This window comes from Sorangium sp. So ce362, assembly GCF_051519845.1.
Lineage (GTDB): Bacteria > Myxococcota_A > Polyangia > Polyangiales > Polyangiaceae > Sorangium.
In genome coordinates this window covers 2,022,048-2,045,344 of record NZ_CP150332.1, presented here as the reverse complement: position 1 = coordinate 2,045,344, position 23,297 = coordinate 2,022,048, and the positions used below count along the sequence as shown (strand labels likewise).

Annotated in this window: 21 protein-coding genes; 12 read left to right on the top strand and 9 right to left on the bottom strand. The window is 70.0% G+C overall.

What is annotated here, in order from left to right:
• Positions 1 to 322 precede the first annotated feature (322 nt).
• The 6 genes from WMF17_RS08155 to WMF17_RS08130 all read left to right on the top strand — a co-directional run bounded on the left by WMF17_RS08155 (position 323) and on the right by WMF17_RS08130 (position 4,192).
• Entirely contained in the window at positions 323 to 913 is a 591-nt protein-coding gene (locus tag WMF17_RS08155) for a GTP-binding protein (protein WP_437601402.1), read from the top strand.
• 318 nt (positions 914 to 1,231) lie between these two features.
• A complete protein-coding gene (locus tag WMF17_RS08150; protein WP_437601400.1) occupies positions 1,232 to 1,951 on the top strand; it encodes a YciI family protein in 720 nt (239 codons plus the stop codon).
• Between the two features lie 6 nt (positions 1,952 to 1,957).
• The gene (locus tag WMF17_RS08145; protein ID WP_437601399.1) at positions 1,958 to 2,098 is read left to right on the top strand and encodes a hypothetical protein; all 141 of its coding nucleotides are present in this window, start codon (positions 1,958 to 1,960) and stop codon (positions 2,096 to 2,098) included.
• A 361-nt stretch (positions 2,099 to 2,459) separates the two neighbouring features.
• On the top strand, positions 2,460 to 2,900 hold the full coding sequence (locus WMF17_RS08140) for a hypothetical protein (protein WP_437601398.1): 441 nt from the start codon (positions 2,460 to 2,462) through the stop codon (positions 2,898 to 2,900).
• Positions 2,901 to 3,226: 326 nt separating this feature from the next.
• Complete coding sequence (locus WMF17_RS08135; RefSeq protein ID WP_437601397.1) at positions 3,227 to 3,595, top strand: molecular chaperone DnaJ; 369 nt, start codon at positions 3,227 to 3,229, stop codon at positions 3,593 to 3,595.
• A gap of 141 nt (positions 3,596 to 3,736) precedes the next feature.
• Positions 3,737 to 4,192 (top strand): hypothetical protein, encoded by a 456-nt coding sequence (locus tag WMF17_RS08130; RefSeq protein ID WP_437601396.1) that lies wholly within the window; start codon positions 3,737 to 3,739, stop codon positions 4,190 to 4,192.
• 33 nt (positions 4,193 to 4,225) lie between these two features.
• Here the strand turns inward: WMF17_RS08130 and WMF17_RS08125 are convergent, their stop codons facing one another.
• The 7 genes from WMF17_RS08125 to ligD form a co-directional block, all read right to left on the bottom strand.
• Positions 4,226 to 5,206: a rhamnogalacturonan acetylesterase gene (locus tag WMF17_RS08125; RefSeq protein ID WP_437601395.1), complete on the bottom strand. Its 981-nt coding sequence runs from the start codon at positions 5,204 to 5,206 to the stop codon at positions 4,226 to 4,228.
• A gap of 53 nt (positions 5,207 to 5,259) precedes the next feature.
• Positions 5,260 to 6,447 (bottom strand): hypothetical protein, encoded by a 1,188-nt coding sequence (locus tag WMF17_RS08120; RefSeq protein WP_437648840.1) that lies wholly within the window; start codon positions 6,445 to 6,447, stop codon positions 5,260 to 5,262.
• Positions 6,444 to 7,466, bottom strand: coding sequence for a tetratricopeptide repeat protein (locus tag WMF17_RS08115; protein WP_437601393.1), 1,023 nt, complete (start codon positions 7,464 to 7,466; stop codon positions 6,444 to 6,446). The genes WMF17_RS08120 and WMF17_RS08115 overlap by 4 nt, the downstream gene beginning before the upstream one ends.
• On the bottom strand, positions 7,463 to 8,101 hold the full coding sequence (locus WMF17_RS08110; RefSeq protein WP_437601392.1) for an RNA polymerase sigma factor: 639 nt from the start codon (positions 8,099 to 8,101) through the stop codon (positions 7,463 to 7,465). Before WMF17_RS08110 ends, WMF17_RS08115 begins: the two co-directional genes overlap by 4 nt.
• A gap of 247 nt (positions 8,102 to 8,348) precedes the next feature.
• On the bottom strand, positions 8,349 to 9,578 hold the full coding sequence (locus WMF17_RS08105; RefSeq protein ID WP_437601391.1) for an arabinan endo-1,5-alpha-L-arabinosidase: 1,230 nt from the start codon (positions 9,576 to 9,578) through the stop codon (positions 8,349 to 8,351).
• Between the two features lie 453 nt (positions 9,579 to 10,031).
• The gene (locus WMF17_RS08100) at positions 10,032 to 11,519 is read right to left on the bottom strand and encodes an MDR family MFS transporter (protein ID WP_437601390.1); all 1,488 of its coding nucleotides are present in this window, start codon (positions 11,517 to 11,519) and stop codon (positions 10,032 to 10,034) included.
• Positions 11,520 to 11,642: 123 nt separating this feature from the next.
• Positions 11,643 to 13,217 carry a non-homologous end-joining DNA ligase gene (gene ligD / locus WMF17_RS08095; RefSeq protein ID WP_437601389.1) on the bottom strand — a complete coding sequence of 525 codons (1,575 nt, stop codon included), beginning with the start codon at positions 13,215 to 13,217 and terminating at the stop codon, positions 11,643 to 11,645.
• Between the two features lie 168 nt (positions 13,218 to 13,385).
• Between ligD and WMF17_RS08090 the strand changes: the two genes are divergently transcribed.
• The 6 genes from WMF17_RS08090 to WMF17_RS08065 all read left to right on the top strand — a co-directional run bounded on the left by WMF17_RS08090 (position 13,386) and on the right by WMF17_RS08065 (position 21,765).
• Positions 13,386 to 13,841 carry a GAF domain-containing protein gene (locus WMF17_RS08090; protein ID WP_437601388.1) on the top strand — a complete coding sequence of 152 codons (456 nt, stop codon included), beginning with the start codon at positions 13,386 to 13,388 and terminating at the stop codon, positions 13,839 to 13,841.
• A gap of 317 nt (positions 13,842 to 14,158) precedes the next feature.
• Positions 14,159 to 15,499, top strand: coding sequence for a PAS domain-containing protein (locus tag WMF17_RS08085; protein WP_437601387.1), 1,341 nt, complete (start codon positions 14,159 to 14,161; stop codon positions 15,497 to 15,499).
• 881 nt (positions 15,500 to 16,380) lie between these two features.
• Complete coding sequence (locus WMF17_RS08080; RefSeq protein WP_437601386.1) at positions 16,381 to 17,622, top strand: glycoside hydrolase family 5 protein; 1,242 nt, start codon at positions 16,381 to 16,383, stop codon at positions 17,620 to 17,622.
• Positions 17,623 to 18,136: 514 nt separating this feature from the next.
• Positions 18,137 to 19,177 (top strand): poly(ethylene terephthalate) hydrolase family protein, encoded by a 1,041-nt coding sequence (locus WMF17_RS08075; protein WP_437601385.1) that lies wholly within the window; start codon positions 18,137 to 18,139, stop codon positions 19,175 to 19,177.
• Between the two features lie 380 nt (positions 19,178 to 19,557).
• Positions 19,558 to 20,298 (top strand): alpha/beta hydrolase family esterase, encoded by a 741-nt coding sequence (locus tag WMF17_RS08070; RefSeq protein WP_437601384.1) that lies wholly within the window; start codon positions 19,558 to 19,560, stop codon positions 20,296 to 20,298.
• Between the two features lie 138 nt (positions 20,299 to 20,436).
• Positions 20,437 to 21,765 (top strand): extracellular catalytic domain type 1 short-chain-length polyhydroxyalkanoate depolymerase, encoded by a 1,329-nt coding sequence (locus WMF17_RS08065; protein WP_437601383.1) that lies wholly within the window; start codon positions 20,437 to 20,439, stop codon positions 21,763 to 21,765.
• A gap of 162 nt (positions 21,766 to 21,927) precedes the next feature.
• On the opposite strand, the gene WMF17_RS08060 is transcribed toward WMF17_RS08065, so the two are convergent.
• Positions 21,928 to 22,731, bottom strand: coding sequence for an SDR family NAD(P)-dependent oxidoreductase (locus tag WMF17_RS08060; protein ID WP_437601382.1), 804 nt, complete (start codon positions 22,729 to 22,731; stop codon positions 21,928 to 21,930).
• Positions 22,710 to 23,285, bottom strand: coding sequence for a helix-turn-helix transcriptional regulator (locus tag WMF17_RS08055; RefSeq protein WP_437601381.1), 576 nt, complete (start codon positions 23,283 to 23,285; stop codon positions 22,710 to 22,712). The genes WMF17_RS08060 and WMF17_RS08055 overlap by 22 nt, the downstream gene beginning before the upstream one ends.
• Between the last annotated feature and the right edge of the window lie 12 nt (positions 23,286 to 23,297).

The window sequence follows — 23,297 nt, the reverse complement described above, 5'->3', positions numbered from 1 at the left end:
GGCCGTGGCAACAGAGCAGCTCGCGGCCGGCAGCGCGTGACGTAGCGCGGAGGGCGGGCGCCGGGGCGCGGCGCGCCGGCGAGCCGGGCGCGCCGCGCTCGATGCGGAGATTCATGAGGGGGAGCGGCCGCCGCCCTCCCTTCCAGCGCGGGGGCCGACCGCGGCCTCCCTTCCAGCGCGAGGGGGGACGGTCGCGCTCCTTTGCCATGCGGCGTCGGGCCGTGGCCTTCGCTTCCAACGCGACGGCCGCCTGTCGCCTTCGCTTCCAACGCGGGGACCGGCCTTGCCTCCCCTCGAACGTCGACTCTGGAGGAGCACGCCGATGGCGTTCATCAACTATGCGAGCCGGGAGATCTACTGCAAGATCGTCTATTACGGGCCCGGGCTCGGCGGGAAGACGACGAACCTTCAATACGTGTACGACCGGACCGTGCCGAACGCCAAGGGGCGGCTCATCTCGCTCAAGACCGAGAGCGATCGCACGCTGTTCTTCGATTTTCTGCCGCTCGATCTCGGGGGCCTCTCGGGCTTCCGGACGCGCCTTCAGCTCTACACGGTGCCGGGCCAGATCTTCTACAGGGCGAGCCGGAGGCTGATCCTGAAGGGGCTGGATGGCGTCGTGTTCGTGGCGGACTCGCAGCGCGCCCGGCTCGACGCCAACCTCGAGTCGATGACCGACCTGTGGGACAACCTCGCCGAAGAGGGCCGCTCGCCCGGGCGGCTGCCGTTCGTGATCCAGTACAACAAGCGGGATCTCGACGGGATCGCCGGTATCGCGGAGCTCCGCGGGCTCCTCAACCCGGGCGGAGCGCCCGAGTTCGAGGCCGCGGCGGCGAGCGGCCGCGGGGTCTTCGACACGCTGAGGGCGATCGCGAAGCTCGCTCTCAAGGAGATGGATCGCGGGCGCCGCTGAGGCCTCCCGCGCGCGGCGTGCGCCCGCCCACGCCATCCCGCGCCCACCTCACCCCACGCCCGAGCGCGTCCCGGCGGCGACGCGAAAAAAAAATGCGCCCCCGTGTCGATCCGGCTCGCCCCCGTTCGTCGCCCTGCTGAGCGCCGGGGTTCGTCCCGGCAACGACCCCCGGAGAGAGCATGGGAAAAGGAGCGCCGTGTTTCCGCTGCGCGTCGGCGCGTGATGGCCGCCGATCCGGGAGGTCTCGTGGAGAGCGTCGAACCGAACCACGGCAGCTCGTAAGTTTTCTTTCGACCTAGAACCGAGGAGAATGTGGATATGCGTTTCATGATCATGCACAGGACCAACGCGCAGACGGAAGCCGGCGCGATGCCGAGCCCCGAGTTCATCGCGCGTCTGGGGCAGTTGATGGGGGAGCTGGTGAAGACAGGGGTGATGCGCGGCGGCGAGGGGCTCCGCCCGAGCGCGCACGGCGTTCGCCTCCAGTTCGCGGGCGGCCGGCGTACGGTCACGCGGGGGCCGTTCGGCGCGGCGAAGGCGGTGCCCGCCGGCTTCGCGATCTTCCGCGTCGCGTCGCTCGACGAGGCGATCGGCTGGGCGTCGCGCTTCGCGGAGGTGATCGGCGACGTCGACATCGACATCCGTCCCGTGACCGAGATGTGGGATCTCGGCATGGCGCCGAGGCCCGAGGGGCTCACGACGACGCGGTACATGGCGGTCCACTCCCACGACGCGGCGGAGGGCGGCGCGCCGCCCACGCCGAAGCAGATGGCGGAGATGGGCCGCCTCATCGAGGAGATGACCCGGGCCGGCGTGCTGCTCGCGACCGAGGGGCTGCAGCCGAGCGCGAAGGGCGCGCGTATCGTGTCGGCCGGCGGCAAGCAGACGGTGGTCGACGGGCCGTTCGCCGAGTCCAAGGAGCTGATCGCCGGGTACGTCATCGTCGATGTGCCGTCGCTGGGCGACGCAAAGGACCTGGCGCTCCGCTACGCGGACTTCGTGGGCGACATCGAGATGGACGCCCGCGCGCTGTCCTGACGTCGGTTGGGTACAGCCAGCGGGCTCCTCGACCCGAACGGAGCGCCCGAGCTCGACGCCGCGGCGACGAGCGGCCGCGGAGTGTTCGATACCCAGAGGGCGATCGCGAAGCTCGCCCTCTGGGAGATGGATCGCGGGCGCCGCTGAGGCGCACCGGCAGGAAGCAGGAAGACCGGCAGGAAGACCGACAGGAAGACCGGCAGGAAGACCGACAGGAAGACCGGCAGGAAGACCGACAGGAAGACCAGAGACGCCGCGCGTCCTGCGGGAGCGCTCGGCCGCGATTTCTCTTGACGATTTTTCAGGCAGCTGAAACCGTGACGCGCATTGTGGGCGAGCCGTCAACAGCAGCGCACAGCGGGCCCATTACCCCCTGACCGAGCGCGTTCCTCCGAGCTCCGCGGGAGGCGCAGGCGGCCCTCGTCGACGCAACCCACCACTCCGTCAGGAGATCCTCCAGATGAAATCCGAACGCGCACTCCAGCACGCAAGCTCTGCCATCGTTCTCATGTCCATCGCCCTCTTCTCGACGGGGTGCTTCTCGCTGCTCACCGCCGCGGCCGCTTCCGACGACGCCAAGGCGCGGGAAGCGCAGGAAGCGCAGAAGGAGAAGAAGGAAGCTCCCCCGATCCCCGCGCCCGGCAAGATTCACGACGAGGCGCTCGCGCAGCAGCTCGTGGACAAGATGAAGTCCAAGGGGACCATCACGGCCGCCAAGGTGATCTTCTCCGACGACGAGTGGCGGATCGAGCGCAACGAGAACAGCGGGATCGTGACGGGCCGCGTGGCGAACGCCACCGTGATCTACAAGAAGAAAGACGGCAAGTGCACCCAGGACCCGTCGGTGCTGCGCCAGGAGTTCGTCGGCAATGAGTTCGTCGGCCCTGGCGAGTGGGCCCTGATGATGACCGACAAGTACGAGATCCCGTGTGAGAAGGGCGGCCTGTAGCGCGGTGCTCGGACGAGCGTGATGTGAGCCGCCAGGGCGCCGAGGACGCCGGGAGAAGCGCGCTGAGCTCTCCTTTCGCCCTCGGCGCCCTGGCTTTTTGTTGTCCCCGGGTGCCAGGAAGACGGCCAGCTCACGCCGAGTCAGTGCGCCCAGTCATGCAACGCCGAGCGCCTGTAGCCGCGTCTGGCTTCCTCGCCCGCTCGGCGGGCGCCCGGCCCCGTGCGCCGCGTCCGCCGTGCCGACGCGACGCTTCGCCTGGCACTGGGAGGCGCGAGGCGCGCGAGAGAAAGCCTGCACGCGTGCGGGAAATACAGTACACCCCACGGATGGTAGAGACGTGCGGGATCTGCGGCGGCGACGGTCGGATCGCCAACTCGTTTGGAAATACGACCACGTGCCCGAGCTGCCACGGCTCCGGCCGGCGGTCCGACGAGGGAGGCCTCCGCGACGTCACCAAGACGAAGGCCTCGCACCACCGCCCGACGAACGTGGCCGCCGTCGTCGAGAAGCAGACGTGGCCCGCGACCCTCGAAGGCGGCCAGCTCGCGAACGAGGTGAAGGCCAGCGCGACCGTCTCCAACGAGACGAAGGCGAAGCTGACGCGCGAGATCATCGAGCACGAGGGCAGCCACGGCAAGTGCACGCAAACCTTCATCAAGAAGATCCGCAAGCAGATCCGCCCGCCGACGCCCTGACCCCCGGCGCAGATCGCGGGTGCGGGTGCAGGTCGAGCCCCCGCTGACGTCAGGCGTCGCGCAGGACGCCGGCAGCCAGGCGCGCCGGCGGCGCTCACAGAGGCACCTACTGGACATTTGTCCACATGCTGTGGATTTCTTGTGGGTGGCCCGCGCCTCCATGTCGCCTCGATCGCCACAAGCGGGTCGAACGTCGGGAGCCAGCCTGCTTCAGCCAACTTCCTGATCTGGTGGGACGCGGACGAGCTGCGTGAGCTGCAGAACAACACGTCGATCACCAAGTACGGCGGCGGCTCGCTGCTCAGCTGCAGCCAGTGCGCCTCGAACAACGGCACGAAGTCGACGCCGGCGCTCACGGCCGACCTGGTCGGCGACTGGCGGGAAGAGATCGTGTGGCGTGAGTCGGACAGCTCGGCGCTGCGGCTGTACACGACGACGAACGTGACGACGCGGCGGATCTACACGCTGATGCACGACCCGCAATACCGCATGCAGATCACCTCGGAGCAGACCGCCTACAACCAGCCGCCTCACCCGAGCTTCCACATCGGCGGTGGCAAGGCGGCGCCCCCCAGGCCTGATATCCACGTCCGGTGACGTGGACCGCGGCGGACGCACAGGACGGGCAGGTCAATCCCGGTACCGCGCGAGCAGCAGGCCGGCGTCCGCGGTGCCATCGGCGACGAAGCCCGCCATGGTGCGGGCGCCGGTCTCGTTGAAATGGGTGCCGTCGACCGTGCCGTCCGCCCGGACGAGGAAGAAGTCCTCGCCCGCCGCCACGCACCCGATCGAGTTCAGGTGGGCGAGCGTCTTCTCGTTGAGATCGATGACGGGCACGTCCAGCTCGGCCCCGAGCTCCCGCATCGCCTGCGCATACGCGCCCACGCCGTTGCCGAAATTATGGCTGTCGTCGGTGCACGATCGCCGCGGGGGCGGGGTGACAAGCACCGGGTTGGCGGCCTGCGCCTGCGCGCCCGTGATGTACTGCGTGAGGTAAGATTTGAAGTCCGTCGCGGGGTCGAGGTAGTACGGAATCGTGGCGCCGTCGTGCTCGTACGTCGCGGTCCTGTTGCTGTCGTTGGTGCCGAACTGCACAAGCAAGTAATCGCCGCTCTGGATGTCCTCGAGGAGCTCGGTCAGTCGGTCCTCGTCGATGAACCGGCGCGCGGTCCGGCCGCCGATGGCCCGGTTCTCGACGTGCACCCGCGCGTCGAAGAACTCTCCCAGCATCTGACCCCAGCCCGCCTGATGAAGGGAGCTGTTCACGTACGTCTGAACGGTCGAGTCGCCGGCGATGTACACCGACACATCCGGCAGCGCGGCGCTCCCGCCGCCGCCTTCGGAGCCGCCCGAGGCGCTCGTGGTTCCCCCGGCTGCGCCCCCGCCGCCGCCTTCGGCCGAGCCCCCTTCGCCTGAGCCACCTCCCCCCGCGCCGCCCGCCCCCGTGACGCCGGCGCCTGGTTCGCTGCCCGCGCCGCTGCTGCTGCTGCTGCTGCTGCTGCTCTGGGCCGGGGGCCGGTCGTCGGCGTCTGCTGGGCCGCAGCCGCCGGACGCGAGGCCGGTGACGAGAGAAGGAAGCACGATGGTCAGGAAGATGGGGTGAATTCGCATGACGGACTCCTGCTGAAAAATGACCTACGGACGAGCATGCTTTGGGTGCGCCGTCAGAGCTCGATGCCGACGAGCACACCTGGCCGGAGCCGGTAACGCGCAAGGACGGTCTCGGTCCCCTGCTCGAGCGACAGCTCGTAGCGGACGCGCGCGGGGTCGAGCTCGACGAAGAGCTCCGTGAACAGCCGGAGATCCCGGCTCAGCGGCAGCTTGACCACCGAGCCGGCCGCCAGCACGAGCGCGTTCGAGGCGCTCGCGGCCGAGGGGACGAACGCCGACGGCCCCGCGCTGCCCGGCCTCGGCGCCGCGTCCACATGATCGATGCCCGCGCCGAGCCGCACGCCGACCTCGAGCGGCGTCACGCCCGTGGCAAGGGAATAGAGCCAGCAGGCGTCCGCCCGGAGCGCGATCGTGCGGAGATCGAGGCCGATGCGCGGCTCCTCGTAACGGCGCTCGAGCTGGTACTGGAAGCGCGTGTCGAGGGCGAGCCGGTGCTTCCCCCAGCTCCCGCCGAGCGCCACGCGCACGCCGGGGCCGTGCGTCAGGCCGACCTCGGCCGAGTGGATCGTCACGCCGTAGAAAGCCCCGAGCTCCAGCGCCCGCCGGCGCGCCGGCGCCGCCGCGGGGACCGGCGCGTCGGCGAGCGCCTCAGGGGGCGTCGTCTGGCGGAGGATGAGCGCGCGCGCCTGCTCTCGATCGAGCGAAGCGCGCGCGTCCACGCGCAGCGACCGCAGCGACAGCTCCACGACCTGCGCCACGGACTCGCGGTCGAGCTCGTCGAAGCGGCCCGAGAGCTCGATCGAGCGCACCAGGAAGCGATCGGCCACGGGATCCATGAAGTAAAGCACGGCGCGGCGCAGGTCGCTCACGTCGATCCAGCACGAGAGGGCCACGCCGGAGGAGGCCCGCGTTGCGAAGAGCGCCGTCGCGTTGAACCGCGGCGCGGTCCGGAAGCGGACCGCGAACGCCGAGAGCGCCTCGGACTCGAGCGCCGTCCGGATCGCGCCGAGGTTGTCCGCAGCGCCCGTGAGCACGATCTCCACCACCGGTGCTCCGGACACAGGCGCTCCGGACACAGGCGCTCCGGATACAGGTGCTCCGGACACAGGTGCTCCGGACACAGGTGCTCCGGGCGCCCCGGACGACGCCGCTGCCGTCCCGTCGCTCGCCAGGGCGCGCGCCGCGGAGAGCGCGACGGCCGCGGCGACCGCGAGCCAGACCGTCGCCCGCTTCGTGATCACCCTCCGAGCTCGGCGAGGCGGCGGCGGGCGTGCTCGACATACGGCGAGCCCGGGTGCTCCCGGAGCAGGCGCCGCCAGCTCTGGGCCTCCTCGGCGGAGCGGCCGAGCGCCCGCAAGGCGCGCCCGCGGCCGTAGAGCGCCTCGACCGCCAGCGGCCGCGAGCTGGCCACGCCGAGGTACCGGTCGAACTGCGCGAGCGCCGCGGCGGGCGAGCCGGTGTCGAGGAGCAGGCTGCCCAGCGACACGAGGGAGAGCGTGGCCTCGGGCGACGTCGCGAAGCGCTTCTGGAGCGAGCGATAGAGCTCGATGGCACGCCGGGAGCTCCCGGCGCGCCGCACGTCGTTGGCCTCCCGGAAGAGCTGCTCCGCCGTCGAGGCGGAGGAGGACGACGCTGCCGCGCTCGCCCCGCGCGAGGCGTCGCGCGGCCGCGGCGCAGGCGCCGCGAGCGCCGGCAGCGCCGCTCCGGAGGGCGCCGGCGCGCCGGCAGACAGAACGGCCTGGGGGAGCGCGACCGCGCGCGGGCGGGACATCACCGCGCGCACCGAGGGCTCCAGCAGGCGGGCGATCGGCCCTGACGCCGTCTCCGGGTGCCGACGGACGAGCGCCGTGGCCGCGGCGGCGACGCCGCACGCGAGGACGGCCGCCGCGGCGTAGAGCCAGGCGCTGCGCCGCCATCCGGCCCCGCGCCGCCCCGCGAGACCGCCCTCGAGTCGCGCCTCGTCGTCTCCGCGCCGGACATCGTTGTCGGGCCGCACGGCCGCGCTCGCGGGCCACACCGGCGCGCCGTCGCGCCGCAGGTCGATCGCGACCCCGCCGATCGCGGCGTTCGCGATACGCGCGAGGAGCTCCGCGTCCCCGGGTTCCGCCGCGCCCGCGGCATCGAAATCCTGCGCAAGCTCCCAGGTGATCCGGCATGACTCGCAGGAGCCGAGGTGGGCGTCGAAGGCGAGCCGGTCGGGCTCGGTCGCGACGCCGCGGCGCACCCGGAGGAGGAGCTCGTTCCGGCAATCCGCGCTCATGATTCCCTCCCCCGGAAGAGCTCGGCCAGCTTCGCGTTGTTGGCGAGCGCGCGCTTCAGCGCCTCCTTGCCGAGCCGGAGACGGCTCCAGACCGTGTTCGGAGAGACGCGGGCCAGCGCCGCGATCTCGTCGACCGTGTAGCCGAGCACGAAGTGGAGGGCGAGCGCCTCCGCGGTCGACTCCGGCATCCTGTCGAGCACCTCGAGCACCATCTCGCGCCGCCGGTTGGAGACCGTCTCGGCGAACGGCGACGCGCCGCGCTCGTCCGGTGCGATATCGATCGGCGCGTCCGGCTCGTCGAAGCGCGCGCGCACACGGAGGCGCCGGCGCGCGCCGAGCGCGCTCATCACGGCGATGCGGTTCGCGAAATGGAGCACGGTACACTCCGCGCGGAAGGAGGGCAGCGCCTGGAGCAGCGCGAGCACGGCCTCCTGGGTTACATCTTCGACGTCGGCGTGATGAGGGCCAAGCACCTTCCTCACGCTCCGCAACATGGCCCCACCGAGCTCGGTGATGAGCGTGCGGATGGCCGCGGGATCGCGCGCCGCCGCGGCCCGAGCGAGCCCGAGCAGGTCGTCCGCCCTCGGAGGTGCTCCCTCCGGCGGCGCGGGGAGATCGATCGCGGGCTTTCGCATGTCGAAGACGATGCACGAGGCCAGAAGTCTGGGTCAAGGCACACTTGGGTGCGGTCTGCGGACAGCGGCCTCGCCGCTCCGCGTTGACGCCGCGAGACGCGCGAGGCCGCCGCGAGAACAGGGAGTGAAGCCTGCGAGCGTCGATGATCGACGCATCATGAGGACGCTCGACCAGGTGGCCGCAGACTGGTAGTCGCTCCCCTCGTGGTAGAGCAGCCCTGCCGCTCGGCCTCGCTCGGATCGCACGTCAGGGCCCTCCGGAGCGCGGCCAACCGTCGCTGTCCCACACGAGCTCCGAGATCCGCAGCGTGGGGGCGCCGTTCGCTTGGGCATCGTAGGCGTGATAGAGGTTGTAGGCCCGATCGTCGGCGAACAGGACGGCGTTGTGCCCGGGCCCTCGCCACCGGGTGCCGCCTTCCACGAGGAGGGTGCCGCCGCCGGACATCATCTCTCTGCCCTCCTTGTCCACGTACGGGCCGGTGATACGCGTCGAACGCCCCACGGCCATCTTGTACGTGCTGTCGGTCCCGCGGCAGCAGCTGTCGAACGAGACGAACAGGTAATAGAAGCCGCAGCGCCGGACGATGAACGGCGCCTCGATCGCCCCTCCGGCGTCGGGGCGCGAGGCGAGGGCGTGCACCTCCGCGTCGGCCCGCTCCCCCGACGAGGTGAGCTTCACCATCTTGATGCCGGTCCAGAAGCTCCCGAACGCGAGCCACGGCGTCCCCGCCTCATCGATCGCGACGTTGGGGTCGATCGCGTTCCAGTCGTCTCGCCTCCCGTCGTTCGAACAGATGGTGGCGCCGCGGTCCGTCCAGGGCTCTCTGGCGTCGAGCGACGCCTTTGTCGCGTGCCCGATGCACGACTTGTTGCTGCCGAACGTGGAGGCGGAATAGTACAGATGATAGGTGTCCCCGAAGCGCGAGATATCGGGCGCCCACAGATCCTTCACGCCCTGCACCTTGGCTTCCAGCCAAGCGGGCTTCGTGTCGAACACCCGACCGGCATCCTCCCAGTCGATGAGGTTCGAGGAGATCTTCATGGGGATCCTGTCCCCCGTCTGGAACAGGTAGGTTCTGTCGCCCGCCTGGATGGCCACCGGGTCGTGGGTCCCCAGGTTCCCGGACAGGCGCAGCGCTTCGGGCGGGCTCGCCGGGTCGTGGAGCGCGTCGGCGCACCGGTCGCCGGCCCCGCCGGCCCCGCCGGTCCCCCCCGCGCCGCCGGTCCCCCCCGCGCCGCCGGCCGCCCCTGCACCGCCGGCCCCTCCCGCGCCCCCGCCGCCGCTGCCGGCCGTCGCGCCGGCATCGCCTCCCGCGCCGCTGCTCGCCGCGGTGGTGGAAGCGGTCGTGGTGGTGGTGGTGGTGGCGCCGGCGGCGCCGCTGTCCTGCCCCCCTGCGCCGGAGCCCGATCCCGGAGTCTCCGAGCCGCAATGGAGCGAGGCGGCGACGCTGATCAGGCCCCACGCGCGCGCAGACACCCATCGTAACCGCATCCGGCAAAGCATGAAGCGCATCTGGAACTCCTGAAGCTCTCTTGGCGGAGCGTTCGTCGGTGTACTGCCTTCGGAGGTCAGCGCACGCACCTCGCGTGCTCCTCCGCGACCAAGCGTCCCGCAGCGACGCCGCGCGCTCTGCCAGAGCGACGGTGAAGCTGGCTCTCTTTCCTGTCCTCGAGCGCGATGGGGAACGCGTCCTTCCTCTCTTCCCACGTGGACCCGAGCGCCCGCGATCAATCACGGGTTGCTCGAATTTCTCACGGTGAGGCCAGCGCGATCTCCTCCAGCAGTAAATTTACACCGAGGAAGGATGCCGCGGCTCCACGCGGCCGTGCGCCGCTGGAGGTCGCCGGTGCGGGCGGCTCGTCGAGCGCCGCCCGCGCGACGACCCCCCCCGCCGGGGGCCGCGCTCGGCCTGGCGCCCCCTCTCGAGCCTCACCCGATCCCCGCCTCGCTGGGCGGCCCAGCGGCCTTGTCGTCCGCCGTCTGAAGGGGCACATGGGGAAACCACAGCGCCACGACGAAGCCGATCAGGCCCATGGCCGCGATGATCCAGAACACCGTCGTGAGCCCCGACGTGAGCGCCTCCCCGAGGTGCTGCAGAATCAGCGGATCGAGCTCCTGCGCCCCCTCCGCCGTGAGCAGCCTGCTCGCGGCGTCCGCGGGGATCGACGGGTCCTTCGCGAGCTGGGCCGAGAGCACGCCGCCCATGACGCCCACCGCCACCACGCCGCCGAGCAGCCGGGAGAACATCGTGCTCGCCGTGGCGATCCCGCGCTGTTCCCACGCGACGCAGCTCTGCACCGCGATGAGCAGCGCGACGTTGGACAGCCCCATGCCCACGCCGAAGACCAGCGTCGTCGCGCGGAGCATCAGCGGCGTGTCGTGCGCCCCGCCGATCGCGAGCGCGAGCCCCGCCGCCGCCGTCACGCCGAGGCCGACCCGGATGAGCGGGCGGAACCCGACCCGGGGGATGAGCCGCCCGCCGATCGCGCTCGCGACCGGCCAGCCGATCAGCATCGGGGCGATGGCGCTCCCGGCGTCCGTGGGGGTGCCGCGGAGCACCCCCTGCACGAAGAGCGGCACGAACGTGATCGTGCCCATCATCGCGCCGCCCAGGATCGCGCCGGCCACGTTGGAGATGAGCATCACCGGGCGCCGGAAGAGCGGCAGCGGGAGCATCGGCTCCGGGGCCCGGCGCTCGACGGCGAGGAACGCGGCGAACAGCGCCACCGCCGCGATCGAGGCGAACAGCGTCATCGCCCCGCCGAGCCTCCCCGTCGCGAGGAGCAGCGCGACCACGCCCGCGGACAGGAGCCCGGCGCCGAGGAAGTCGAGCTCGCGAGGCCGCCTGTCGATCCGCTCGTGGAACGCGCTCGCCACGAGCGCGATGGACGCGATGCCGAACGGGATGTTGATGTAGAAGACCCAGCGCCAGGAGAAGTAGTGCACGATGAGCCCGCCGAGCATGGGACCGGTGATGCCGAACAGCCCCCACGCGGCCCCGAAGACGCCCTGGATGCGCGCGCGCTCGTTGAGATCGAAGATGTCGCCCGAGATGGTCATCGCCATCGGCTGCATGGCCCCGGCGCCGGCCCCCTGGAGGGCGCGGAAGGCGATGAGCTGCGGCATCGACTGCGCCGCGCCGCTCGCGATCGAGCCGATCAGGAACACGACGATGCCGAAGAGCATGACCGGCTTGCGGCCGTAGATGTCCGAGAGCTTGCCGCAGATCGGCACCAGCACCGACGAGGTGAGCAGGTAGGCGGTGGTGACCCATGCGTACTGGTGAATGCCGCCGAGATCGCCGATCACCGTGGGCATCGCGGTGGCCACCACCGTCGATTCGAGGGCGGCCATGGCGAGGGACAGGATCAGCCCGACGACGGTGAGGGCGCGGTGGGTCTTGCGTTCCGAAGCCATGCAGGTGGCGGAAGATGTGATGTGGACGAGCCGGCGCGGCAAGCCTGACGCCGCGCGGCCCCGCTCGTCGAGGCGCAGGACGCGGGAGGCGCGCGTCGATCCGCGCGGCGCCCGCCCGCCCGCCTACCTGCGCGCTTGCGCCTGCATCCCCAGCGCGCGCCGCATCGCGGCCGTGATCTTCTGGCGGACCTCCCCGTAGCCGGCCCACGGGTCCGCCGGGAGCGCAGCCAGGCGCTCGGGCAGGTTCCTGAGCGTGAATCGGTCCGAGCGCATCTCGGGACCGAGCTCCTCCCAGGAGAGCGGCGCAGACACCGGCGCCCCCGGCCGGGCGCGCGTCGAGTACGCGGCCACCGACGTCGCGCCCCGCGTGTTGCGCAGGTAGTCGATGAAGATCTTCCCCTTCCGCTGCGCCTTCGAGACCGCGATCGTGAACCCCTTCGGGTCGCGCCGCGCGATGTCCCCCGCCAGCGCCTTCGTGAACGCGAGGCACTCGTCCCACCCGCTCGACGGCGCGAGCGGCACCACGATGTGGAACCCCTTCCCGCCCGTCGTCTTCACGAAGCTCTCGAGGCCGAGCTCGGCCAGGCGCTCCCTGAGCAGGAGGGCGGCCGCGATCACGCGCTCCCATGCCACCGAGGGATCCGGGTCGAGATCGAACACCGCCCGATCCGGCGTCTCCAGCCGCGATGTCGTCGAGTTCCACGTGTGGATCTCCAGGATCCCCATCTGTGCGAGCGACACCAGCGCTTCGGCCGAGTCCGCGACGAGGTACTCGCCCGCCTTCGTCTTCTCCTGGATCGTCACGCGCCGGAGCGCGGACGTCCCCCGCACCCGCGCGTGCTTCACGAAGACGCACCCGCTCACCGCGCCCTCCGGGCAGCGCACCAGCGTGAGCGGCCTGTCCTTCACGAGCGGCACCATCCGGTCGGCGACCGACTCGTAATAGAGAGCGAGCTCGCGCTTCGTGATCCCCTGCGCTGGATACAGCACCCTGTCCGGGTGCGACAGGCGCACTCCGGCGACCGAGGCGCCCTCGCTCTCCTCCCCTCGCCCGCCTGCCGCCGCCTGCGCCGTCCTGTGTTCCTCCTCCGCCCGGTTCGAGCGCCACACCCGGTCCCTGGCCGCGGCGATCTCGTCGAGCTGCCTCCCGCTCGCCACGCTCTCGGGCCGGGCCTCCACGACGCTGTACTCCTCCGTGGCGCGGGCCTCCGCGTCGTTCTCCTTGATGAGCAGCCAGCGCCTCCCCTCGTCGTCGTCCCGCCCGCGGGTCCTCACGAGGGTGAAGCCGCCGCGGAGCTTCTCGCCCCGCAGGACGAACTTCAGCTTTCCGGCGTGATAGCCCCTGTGGGGGTCCTCGAGCGGCACCCACGTGCCCCGGTCCCACAGGAGCACTGTCCCGCCCCCGTACTGTCCTCTCGGGATGATGCCCTCGAAATCGCCGTACTCGAGCGGGTGATCCTCGGTGTGCATGGCGAGCCGCTTGACCTCGGGATCGAGGCTCGGCCCCTTCGGCACAGACCAGCTCTTGAGGACGCCCTCGAGCTCGAGGCGGAGGTCGTAATGCAGGTGCGAGGCGGCGTGCTTCTGGAGGATGAAGGTCCGCTCCTCGGCATCGGCGGACGCGGCAGTGACCTCTTGTCCTCGCGGCTCGGGCGTGAGGGAGAAGTCGCGTTTGCGCCAGTACTCGCGCAGTCCCATGCGCCAGGGTTAGCAGAGGGCTGCGCCTGCTGCAGCCGAGCCGCTGAGGACGCCCGGACCGGGCTCCCGCCCACGTCCTCGGGACACGAACCCGAACGGGTGCCGGAGAAAATACATCGCATGTCCGGAATGGAAGTCCCGGAAGTCCCCTCGAAGGAGGGTCGGCTGATGGCGACCCTCGAGCGCCTGCTCGAGCTCCCCGCAGCCGACCTCCGGCAATCGCTGAACCAGGCGAGTGAGCTCCTTTGCAGCGCGCTCGACGCCGACAAGATCGACGTCTTCCTCTTCGAGCCGAGCAGGAAGACGCTGCGCGCCATGGGGACGAGCAACACGCCCCTGGGCCGGCTCCAGCATGCGCTCGGCCTCGACGTCCAGGCCGTGGCCAACGGCGGCTCGATCGCCGGCGTCTTCACGACCGGCGATCCCTACATCACCGGGCACGCGGACCGAGAGCCCGGCGAGGTCCCCGGTGTGATCCTCGAGCTCGGGATCCGGTCGCACATGGCGGTCCCGCTCGTCGTCGAGGGCGAGCTGATCACCGTGATGGCGCACGACCTGCGGAACTACCTTGGGCCGCTCATGAACCGCCTCGATCTGCTCCCGCCGCTCATGGCGCCACGTTGACCGTGAACTCTCCACCGGGCGACGGCGCGACGTTCCCGGCTGAGCTTGCCTGTGAGCGGACCGCCTGATCAAGCGAGAGAGGCGTGACCGGGAGAAGCGGAGGCGTCTCCGTTGCTTCTGCTGGACCGGGTGCGGCGCCTCGTGCGCCGTGGACGAACTCTCCGGCGGCGTACGCGCCCCATCGCCCCGAGGACAGACGCTCGGGCCGAAGCTCGGCAGTGTGAGCCAGACGCCGTTTAGGCTGCCCAGCGCTGCGCAAGCTGCGCGATAACCTTGCAACCCCGGACGCGCTCCGCATACAGTCCAGCAACGAGCGAATGGCAGACGACGGGCTAGGGGAAACTGGGCGGCTCAGGGCAGAGATCGCGGCGCTGCAGGCGCGTATCCAGGAGCTGGAGGGAGCGCTGGCGGAGGGGTCCTGCGGCCCCGCGGCAGAGGGAGCAGCGCGGCGCGACGCGGCGAGCGCGGACGCTCACGCCGCGCTCGCCGCGCTCGCGTGGCTGCACACGCCGGAGCCAGCGCTGATCCACTGGCGCCCCGATGGCACGGTGACGCGCTGGAACGATGGCGCCGAGCGCGTCTTCGGCTGGAGCGAGGGCGAGGCCGTCGGTCGCACGCTCTGGGACCTCGTGGCCGCAGATCCCGTGTCCCCCGACGCCGTGCGCGCGCTCACGCTCGACTGGGCGGCGAACCGGTTCGCCTCGGTCACGAGCGAGGGCAGGACGAAAGACGGGAGGGCGCGCCTCTGCCGGTGGACCCACGGTGTGCTGCGCGACGACCGCGGCGCCGCGCGTGAGATCGCGGCGATCGTCGAGGACGCCAGCGACCCGCCGTGGAGCGAGCACACGCTGCTCGGGCGGCTTCAGCTGCTCCTTCAGCTGGTGGACCACTCGCGCGACTCCATCTTCCTCAAGGACATCGACGGGCGCTATATCTTCGCCAACCGCGCTCACGCGGAGGTCTATCAGAGGCACGTCGTCGATATCATCGGCAAGAGGGAGCATGAGTTGAGCCCCCTGGCCCCCGAGGCCATGGATGAGATCGTGGCGAGAGAGCGCGATGTGCTCGCCGGGCGGAAGGCGGTGCAGTGCGAAGAGGTCCTGAGGTTCCGCGACACGAGCATTCATTTCTCCACGGTCAAATTCCCCATCCTCGACGGGCGAGGCGAGCCGATCGGCCTCGGCGGCGTCGTCACCAACACCACGTCGCTGAGGCACGCGGAGGCCGACTGGGCCGCGCTTCAGGAGAAGATCATCGCCGCCCAGCAGGCCGCCCTCCGGGAGCTGTCCACCCCGCTCATCCCGATCGCCGACCGGGTGGTGGCGATGACGCTGGTAGGGACGATCGACACCGCGCGCGCAGCGCAGATCATGGAGACGCTGCTCGCCGGCATCAGCGATCACGGCGCCCACACGGCGATCCTGGACATCACCGGCGTGCGCGCGGTCGACACGCACGTCGCGGACGCGCTGACGCGGACGGCGCACGCCGGCCAGCTGCTCGGCACCCGCGTGGTGCTCACCGGCGTTCGCCCGGAGGTGGCGCAGACGCTGGTCACGCTCGGCGTGGACCTGTCCGGCATCACCACGCTGGGCACGCTGCAAAGCGGCATCGCATACGCCCTCCGCCACACGGGGGGCTCGCGACAAGCGCGCTGAGTCCGCCTGAAAGAGCAGGAGCTCCTCCGGCGGCGCCGGCGCGGCAGGTCTGCACCGCGACCCGTCGGCGTGGCTGGGGTCGGTGACGCGAGCATGAGGCGCGAAGGCGCGGTCCTGCCGCGCCACCAGCTCCGTCCCCCACCAGACGCCGACCTCGCGCTCGCCGGCGATCGCCGCGCGCCCTTTTTGTGGTTGACGCCGCCCATGTGAGCGTTCACAATTTGGTGCTGCGGGCGTTCTTTTGCCCTGCCCTGGGTCGTCATGCGCAGCGGGCCCTGCGCCCTCATGCGCGTTCACCTCGACGGTCGCGCCATGGCTCCAGACGAGGCGCACGCGGGGGGAGAGGAGCAGCAGTCGGGCTCGGCTGGGATGACATCAGGGCGCCCCCAAATGCGTGCGGTCTCACCCCTGGCCCCGGCGAATGATACCCTCTGTCTCCCCACCAACACCCATGCGCCAATCGCATACATGAGCGCGATCCCCTCTTGACGTCATGGCAGTCTTTCTGGCTCCTCTCTCCAGATCTTCGTCAAAGTTCGTGCCGGCATCTTCATGCGGCAGCGCGTAGGGGAGCCGGCGTCCCCGGGGCCAGGAATCGTGCTGTGCCGCTCGCTGTTCGGACTGGATTTACCGCGACGAAGCCGAGCTCGAGGAGCAGGTGCTCGTGTTCTTGATGTATCCGCTCGGCGACCTCCGTCTGGCCGGTGAGCGTCATCTGGCCTGCTCTCCTGACAGGCATGAATGAGGATATCCAGCCGAGGATCGGACCGAGGTTGAGCTTGTAGTCCGCGGCGGACCGGGTTACTGTGTCGCTCATGGCCTTTCTTCAAATCTGCCGCTCTGCGGCCACGTCTTGGTTCACTATCACGACTCCCTTGCTGATGCTCGTTGCACTGGGGTGCTCCTCGGAGAGCAACACGAGCGGGAACGCCGGAGGCAGCAGCGGAGGCACGAACACGAGCGGCGCCGGCGCGGGCGATGCTGGCATGGGCGGCGCCGGTACGGGCGGCGCCGGCACGGGCGGGGCCGGCATGGGCGGCGCCGGCACGGGCGGCGCCGGCACGGGGGGAAGCGGGGGCTCCGGCGGGACCGGCGGCTCGGCGACGCCGGTGGATGCCGCGGCCATGGTCCCCGACATGGGCATCGGAGCCAACATCGGCAACACGCTGGAGAACACCACCCAGTGGGAGACGGGCTGGGGCCAGCCGCTGATCACGCAGGCGTTCATCAACGGCATGGCCAGCCATGGCATCAAGACGGTGCGCGTGCCCGTGGCCTGGGACACCTACGCCGTCAACGGCACGATCGACGCTACAAAGATGGCCCGAGTCAAGGAGGTGGTGGGCTGGATCGAGACCGCCGGCATGTACTCGATCGTGAACATCCACTGGGACGGGGGCTGGATCTACAACGAGGCCAACGCCGACAAGCACAAGCTCACCGACGACGTCAAAAGCAAGTTCGCGTCCTACTGGACCCAGATCGCAACGGCCTTCAGCGGCGTCGGTCACAAGCTGATCTTCGAGGGGATGAACGAGGAGGGAAACTACTGGGTCAACGGCGTTCGCGACGGGGGGACGCCGGACTACGCCGCCCTGAACGAGATGAACCAGCTCTTCGTCACCACCGTGCGCGAGAAGGGCGGGTACAACACGAGCCGCGCCCTGCTCATCGCCGGCTTCGTGACGGATATCGACAGGACCTGTGTGGACGATTTCAAGGTGCCGACCGATCCGGCCGGCACGAAGAGCCTCTTCCTCTCGCTCCACTACTACACGCCCTACACCTTCTGCGGCCTCGACACGGTGGAGACCTGGGGCTCTCCCAAGACGACGTGGGGCACGGATCCCGAGAAGGCGGAGCTGAAGAGCCTGTTCGACAGGCTTGGCGCGTTCAGCGCTCAGCGGAGCATCCCGATCATCCTCGGCGAGTTCTCCGTCACGCCGGGCGAGAACTACCCCCGTGACCCGGCGTCGCGGAGGCTGTGGATGCAGTCGGTGGCGGAGGCGGCGCAGTCTCGCGGCATCGTTCCTGTGCTGTGGGACACGGGGTCGGAGATCAAGCGCACGGACGGCTCATTCTCGACGGAGTGGCAGGCCGTCATGGACGCCGTCGGCCCTTAGCTTGGCACGACTGCGGGAAGTCGCCCCGGAGATGAGGTGGGGGCCCGGGTCGCTCACGAGGCGAAAGGGAGGCTGCTCGGGCTGCCGGCGGCGCCAGAGGGGTGAGCAGGCCTGGACCGGACGTCGAGGCGCGGTCATGCCGCGCCACAAGCTCCGTTCCCCGCCAGACGCGGACCTCGCGCTCGCCGGCGATCGCCGCTCGTGAGTTTTTGATTGACGCCGCCGATGTGAGCGTTCACATTGAGCGCCGCGGATATTTTTTTGCCTTGCCCCGGATAGGCCGTCATGCGCAGCGGGCCCTGCAACCTCATGCGCGTTCGACCTTGACGGTCGCGCCATGGCTCCAGACGAGGCGCACGCAGGGGGGGAATGGAGCAGCAGTCGGGCTCGGCCTGAGATGACATCGGGGCGCACTCCTGGGCGGGAACGCCTGGCAACCACCTGTCTGCCAATTTCGCCACCGTCGGCCTGAAGCGAGCGTTTCGCGCTGGCGTGACGTAACCAGAGAGGCCTCGTGTACAACGAAAAGAAAGCCGTCAGGCGCTTCAATTTCTTCTGCTTGCTCTCGAGCGTCGCGCTGCTGGCGTGCAGCGAGGGTAGCGGCGACGCGGCACAAACTGCCGGCGCGGGCAGCTCGGGCGTGTCAGCCACCAGCGGGGCGTCCACCAGCGCAACCGCTGGGTCAGGCGGCGCTGCCAGCGGCAGTGGCGGCGCCGACATCAGCGACGGCGGCATGGGCGGGGCAGGCGCGGGCGCAGGCGGAGCAGGTGACGGCGGCGAAGCAGCGGGCGGGGCCGGTGGTTCGCCGCTCCCGCCGATCACGGATTACTCGGCCGAGGGTCCGTTCGCGACGACCGTGGAGCGGGGCTCGGGGCCCGGCGGAAACCACACGATCTTCAGGCCTGAACGCCTGGGTGAGGACGGTTTCCTGCACGCGCCGATCATCTTTGGACCCGGGATCAATACGCAGGTGACCAGCTACACGGCTCTCCTGACGAACTTCGCTTCTCACGGCTTCGTGGTGGTTGGAGCCAATCTCCTCACGGGCGGTCCCAACGCCCCGAACAATCGCGCGGCCATGCTGGAGGGGCTCGACTGGATCATCGAGCAAAACAGCGAGGCGGGCAGCGTCTATCAGGGCAAGATCGACGTGAAGCATGCCGTTTCCATGGGCTACTCGGTCGGCGGCACCGCCGCCGTGGAAATCGGCGGTCATGAGGCCGTGGCCACCGTCGTCTCGATCCACGGCCACGTCGCGACAGCGGCCCTGCACGGGCCCATGCTGCAGACGAGCGGAACGCAGGACACGATCGGGCTGCCGATGCAGCAAAAAACCTACGACATGTCCCAGACCCAGACGTTCCTGGCGACGGTGATGGGCGCGGATCATGGATACATCACGCGCGACGTGGGCGGCGTCCAGCGGCCAGCGATCGTGGCCTGGCTCCGTTACTGGATCTACAACGACACCGGGGGGAAGCACTACTTCTACGGCGATGATTGCGTGATGTGCACCTCGCCCTGGGTGAATCCCCAGCGCAAGGGCTGGAAATGACCTCGCGCCGAGGCGGATGTCAACCGAGGAGAGCACCCATGTCGTCCAGAGTTGGCCCTGTGGGCCACGATCGCATTCACCATCACGCGCGCTGGCTGCGGCCGATCTGGGGCGGCTTGGGCCTCTGCGCCGCTCTCAGCCTGGGCTGTAGCGACGACGGCAACGCCAGCGGATCAGCCGCCGGTGAAACCTCCGCGAGCGGCTCCGGCGGTGGCACGGCTTCCGGCGGCACGAGCAGCGGCGATGCAGCCGGTAGCGGCGGAGCGACCGCGGGCGCGGGTGGAGCGGGCGCGGGTGGAGCGGGCGGAACGGGCGGCGCGGGCACGGGCGGAGCCGGCACCGCCGGGGCCGGCGGCAGCGGAGGTGGAGACGGAGGTGACGTGAGGAAGTCCGCCGGCTGCGACAAAATACGCACGCTTCAGAACGGCGCTGGCGCCGTGCTGAGCGGCGGGAAGAGCCGCAAGTACACCCTGCGCGTTCCCGACGATTACGACAACAGCCACCCGTACCGGCTCATTCTCGCCTTCCACGGGGCCACGGGCAACAGCGGCCAGGTTGCTCCCTCGTACTTCGGGCTCTGGTCGCTCTCCGAAGGGAGCACCATCTTCATCGCGCCCGACGCTGACGGCGGGTTCTGGTCAGCCGACAACGATGTGACCTTCGTCGACGACATCCTCGAGCAGGTCACAGACGATCTCTGCATCGACACCTCGCGCATCGAGCTGGAAGGCTTCAGCCAGGGCGGCGCCATGGCGTGGACGCTGGCCTGCGCGCGTCCGAACGTCTATCGCGCCGCAGTTGTCCACTCCGGCGGCGGCGTCGCCCGGCCCGCGAGCTGTCAGCCGGTCGCCTTCATGTCTTCGCTCGGTCAGGAGGAGAGCGGCGGAGCCGGACAGACCTCCAACAGCGACTTCTTCGCCAAGCAAAATGGATGCACGGTGGAGACCTTGGCCAAGGCGCCCAGAGGTGGCCACGCCTGCTCGGACTACAAGGGCTGCTCGGCGGGTCACCCCACCCGCTGGTGTGATTACGACGGCGGTCATACTCCATCGCCGAACGACGCCGGGCAGAACATGTCGTGGATGCCCCAGGAAGTCTGGACCTTCCTGAGCCAGTTCTAGGGCATTTTTCATAACAGAGTATTTTTCGAGATAGCGAAACACCAGGGCATCGCGCTCCGACCGCTCGTTCCCATGCCCACGATACAATGCGGTGATGGCTTGCGTACCAGGTTGGCGCTGGTGTAATATCTCTGCCCGATGGACCCATTCCAACGTCACGTCCTCGGACTCGCATCGCTCTCGCTGGCGCTGCTCGCCGCGCTGCCTGCGCGCGGGGCATCGCTACAAAAGGTCAACCAGAGCGAATGGGGGGTGGACGGCCTCCCCAGCTACGTCAACTTGTACATTTACGTGCCTGACACGCTGGCGACCAAGCCTCCCATCGTGGTCGCCCCCCATCATTGCCAGGGGACTGGCCCTGGGACGTTCAGCGAGATGTCGAGCCTGGTTTCCATAGCGAACACCGGTGGCTTCATCATGATCTTCCCGGAGGCCACCGGGCAGAACTGCTGGGACGCGGGATCGACGAGATCGCTCAAGCACGACGGTGGTGGCGACACGGGAGCCATCGTCCAGATGGTAAAATACACGCTCGCGAAGTACGACGGCGACGCGGGCCGCGTGTACTCGGTCGGCGGGTCATCGGGCGGCATCATGACCGAGGCGCTGTTGGGTGTGTACCCCGACGTGTTCATGGCCGGCGTGTCGCTGATGGGCGTTCCGTGTGGCTGCTGGGCCGAGGGCTACAACGACGTCACCGGGACGGGGAGCAATGCCCAGTGGAGCGGGCCCTGCGGGGGCGGCAACGTCACGAAGACCGGGCAGCAGTGGGGAGACCTCGTCCGTTCGTACTATCCCGGTTACACCGGCCATCGCCCGCGCCTGCAGCATTGGCATGGCACCGCCGACACGATCCTCAGCTACAAGAACATGGCTGAAGACGTGAAAGAGTGGACGAACCTTCTGGGTTTGAACGAAACCCCGGATGAGACCGACGCTCCGAGGACCGGGACCACGCGCCAGTCGTGGAAGAGCTCTTGCGGCTACACGGTCTACGAGGCCTTCTCGATGGACGGCGTCGGGCATGCTGTGCCGTTCGACGGACCCGCCGTCGCCGCCTATTTCGGCCTCGACAAGGCCGGTGGTCAGGATCCAGAGACAGCGGCTTGTCCCGGTGCTGTTCCCGGTGGTGACGACACCGGTGGCGCGGGTGGCGCGGCCGGTGCCGGTGGCGCGGGTGGCGCGGCCGGAGCCGGTGGCGCGGCCGGAGCCGGAGGTGCGGGCGGGGTGATGGAGAGTGGCGCTGGCGGCAGCGCAGGCAGCGGTGGCGCGATTGGCACCGGGTCCGGGGGGGCGAACGGACAAGACGCCAGCTCGGGGACTGGCGACTCGACGGGAGGAGAGAGCTCGAGCTCCGGCTGCAGCTGCGCCCTGGGCAGCGACGCGAGAGACTCTGGCGCCCAAGCGGGGCTCCTCCTCGCGGCGCTGGGATTGCTGCTCGGTCGCCCGAGGCGCCGCCCGCGCTGAGCGCATAGGATGAAACCTACCGGCATGACGTCGGGTCCGCGCTGGGCCACGCTCGAGCCAGGGTCGGCCGAGGATCATCCGGAATCTATCGGAATCGTCAGCCTTTCATCCAATCGCGCCTCGCCGCAAGAGAAGTCTGGCGGGACTTCCGACGCACGGAGCTTAGGCGGCGCCGCGGAGCATGGCGGCGCTCTTCGCCCCGGCGCGAAGCCCGATGTCCTTCATGATGCGGGCCGCGAGGCCGGGCGCGATCCGCTGGAGCACGAGCAGGCTGCGGTTGGATGCGCCCGCGAGGAAGCTGCGCCTGTCACGGCGGAGCGTCTCGACGAGCTGCTCTGCCACCCACTCGGGCGCGAAGGCCTGCGGCCCTTCAAGTGGCCAGTCGTTGCCGGCGGCGGTGCTCGTGTGCGGGGGGGCAAACACGGTCACCCGGACGCCGCGCCCCTCGAGCTCGCCGCGCAGCGACTCGGAGAAGGCCACGACCGCCGCCTTCGCCGCGGAGTACGCGGCGGCGGCCGGCATCGGGACCCACGCCACCGTCGAGGCGATGTTCACGACCGTGCCCGAGCCCTGCGCCAGCATCGCCGGCAGGACTGCCCGCGTGACACGCTCCATCCCGAACACGTGGACGTCGAACATCGCGCGCGTGAACGCCCCGTCCGTCGACTCCCAGAGAGACATCTTGCCGCCGTTGCCAGCGTTGTTGATGACGACATCGATACGGCCGAACCGCTCCAGGATCGACGCCACCGCCGCCCCGACCGAGGCGTCGGACGTGACGTCCATCTCGACGGCCATGGCCCTCCCTCCCCCGCGGACGATGCTGTCGGCCTCCGCCGACAGCCTGGCCATCGACCGCGCGGCGAGGACCACGCGGGCGCCCTCGCGGGCGAGCGCCCTTGCGCCCGCGAGCCCGATGCCCAGGGAAGCGCCCGTCACGACGATCACTTTGTCTTTCGGTTCCATCTCCTCTGCCCTCCTCGTTCCGCCGACAGCTCGCAGCGGGCGCGCTCGATCCACCGGAGCTCCGCGTCGCACCACGCGATCCCGTGCTCGATGCCCAGGCGCCACAGGTCGTGCTCGCGCGCCGATCGCGCGAGCGCGAAGATCCGCTCGTCCTCTAGCCGCTCCTCGTAATCGACCCTCGTCGCCTCGATCTCGCGGGCGTACCTCGCCAGGAGGTCGTCGAGCTTCTTCGGCGGCACCTGCGCCGCGAACACAAGCTTGAGCAAGAGCGGGTGCCGCAGCAGGAGCGGCTCGAGCGGCTCCTCGAGCCACGCCTTGAGCGCCGCGCGGCCGGGCTCCGTGAGAGAGTACACCTTCCGGTCCGGCTTGCCGTCCCCGGGCATCGTCGTGGCGTCGACGAGCCCCTCGCGCTCCAGCGCGTGCAGCTCCCGGTAGATCTGGCTCTGGGTCACGGACCAGAACGACCGCACCGACCCGTCGAACCGCTGCTTCAGCGTGTAGCCGCTCGTCGGCTCCAGCGAGAGGAAGCCCAGGATGGCGCCGCGGAGAGACATGACACCCGAACC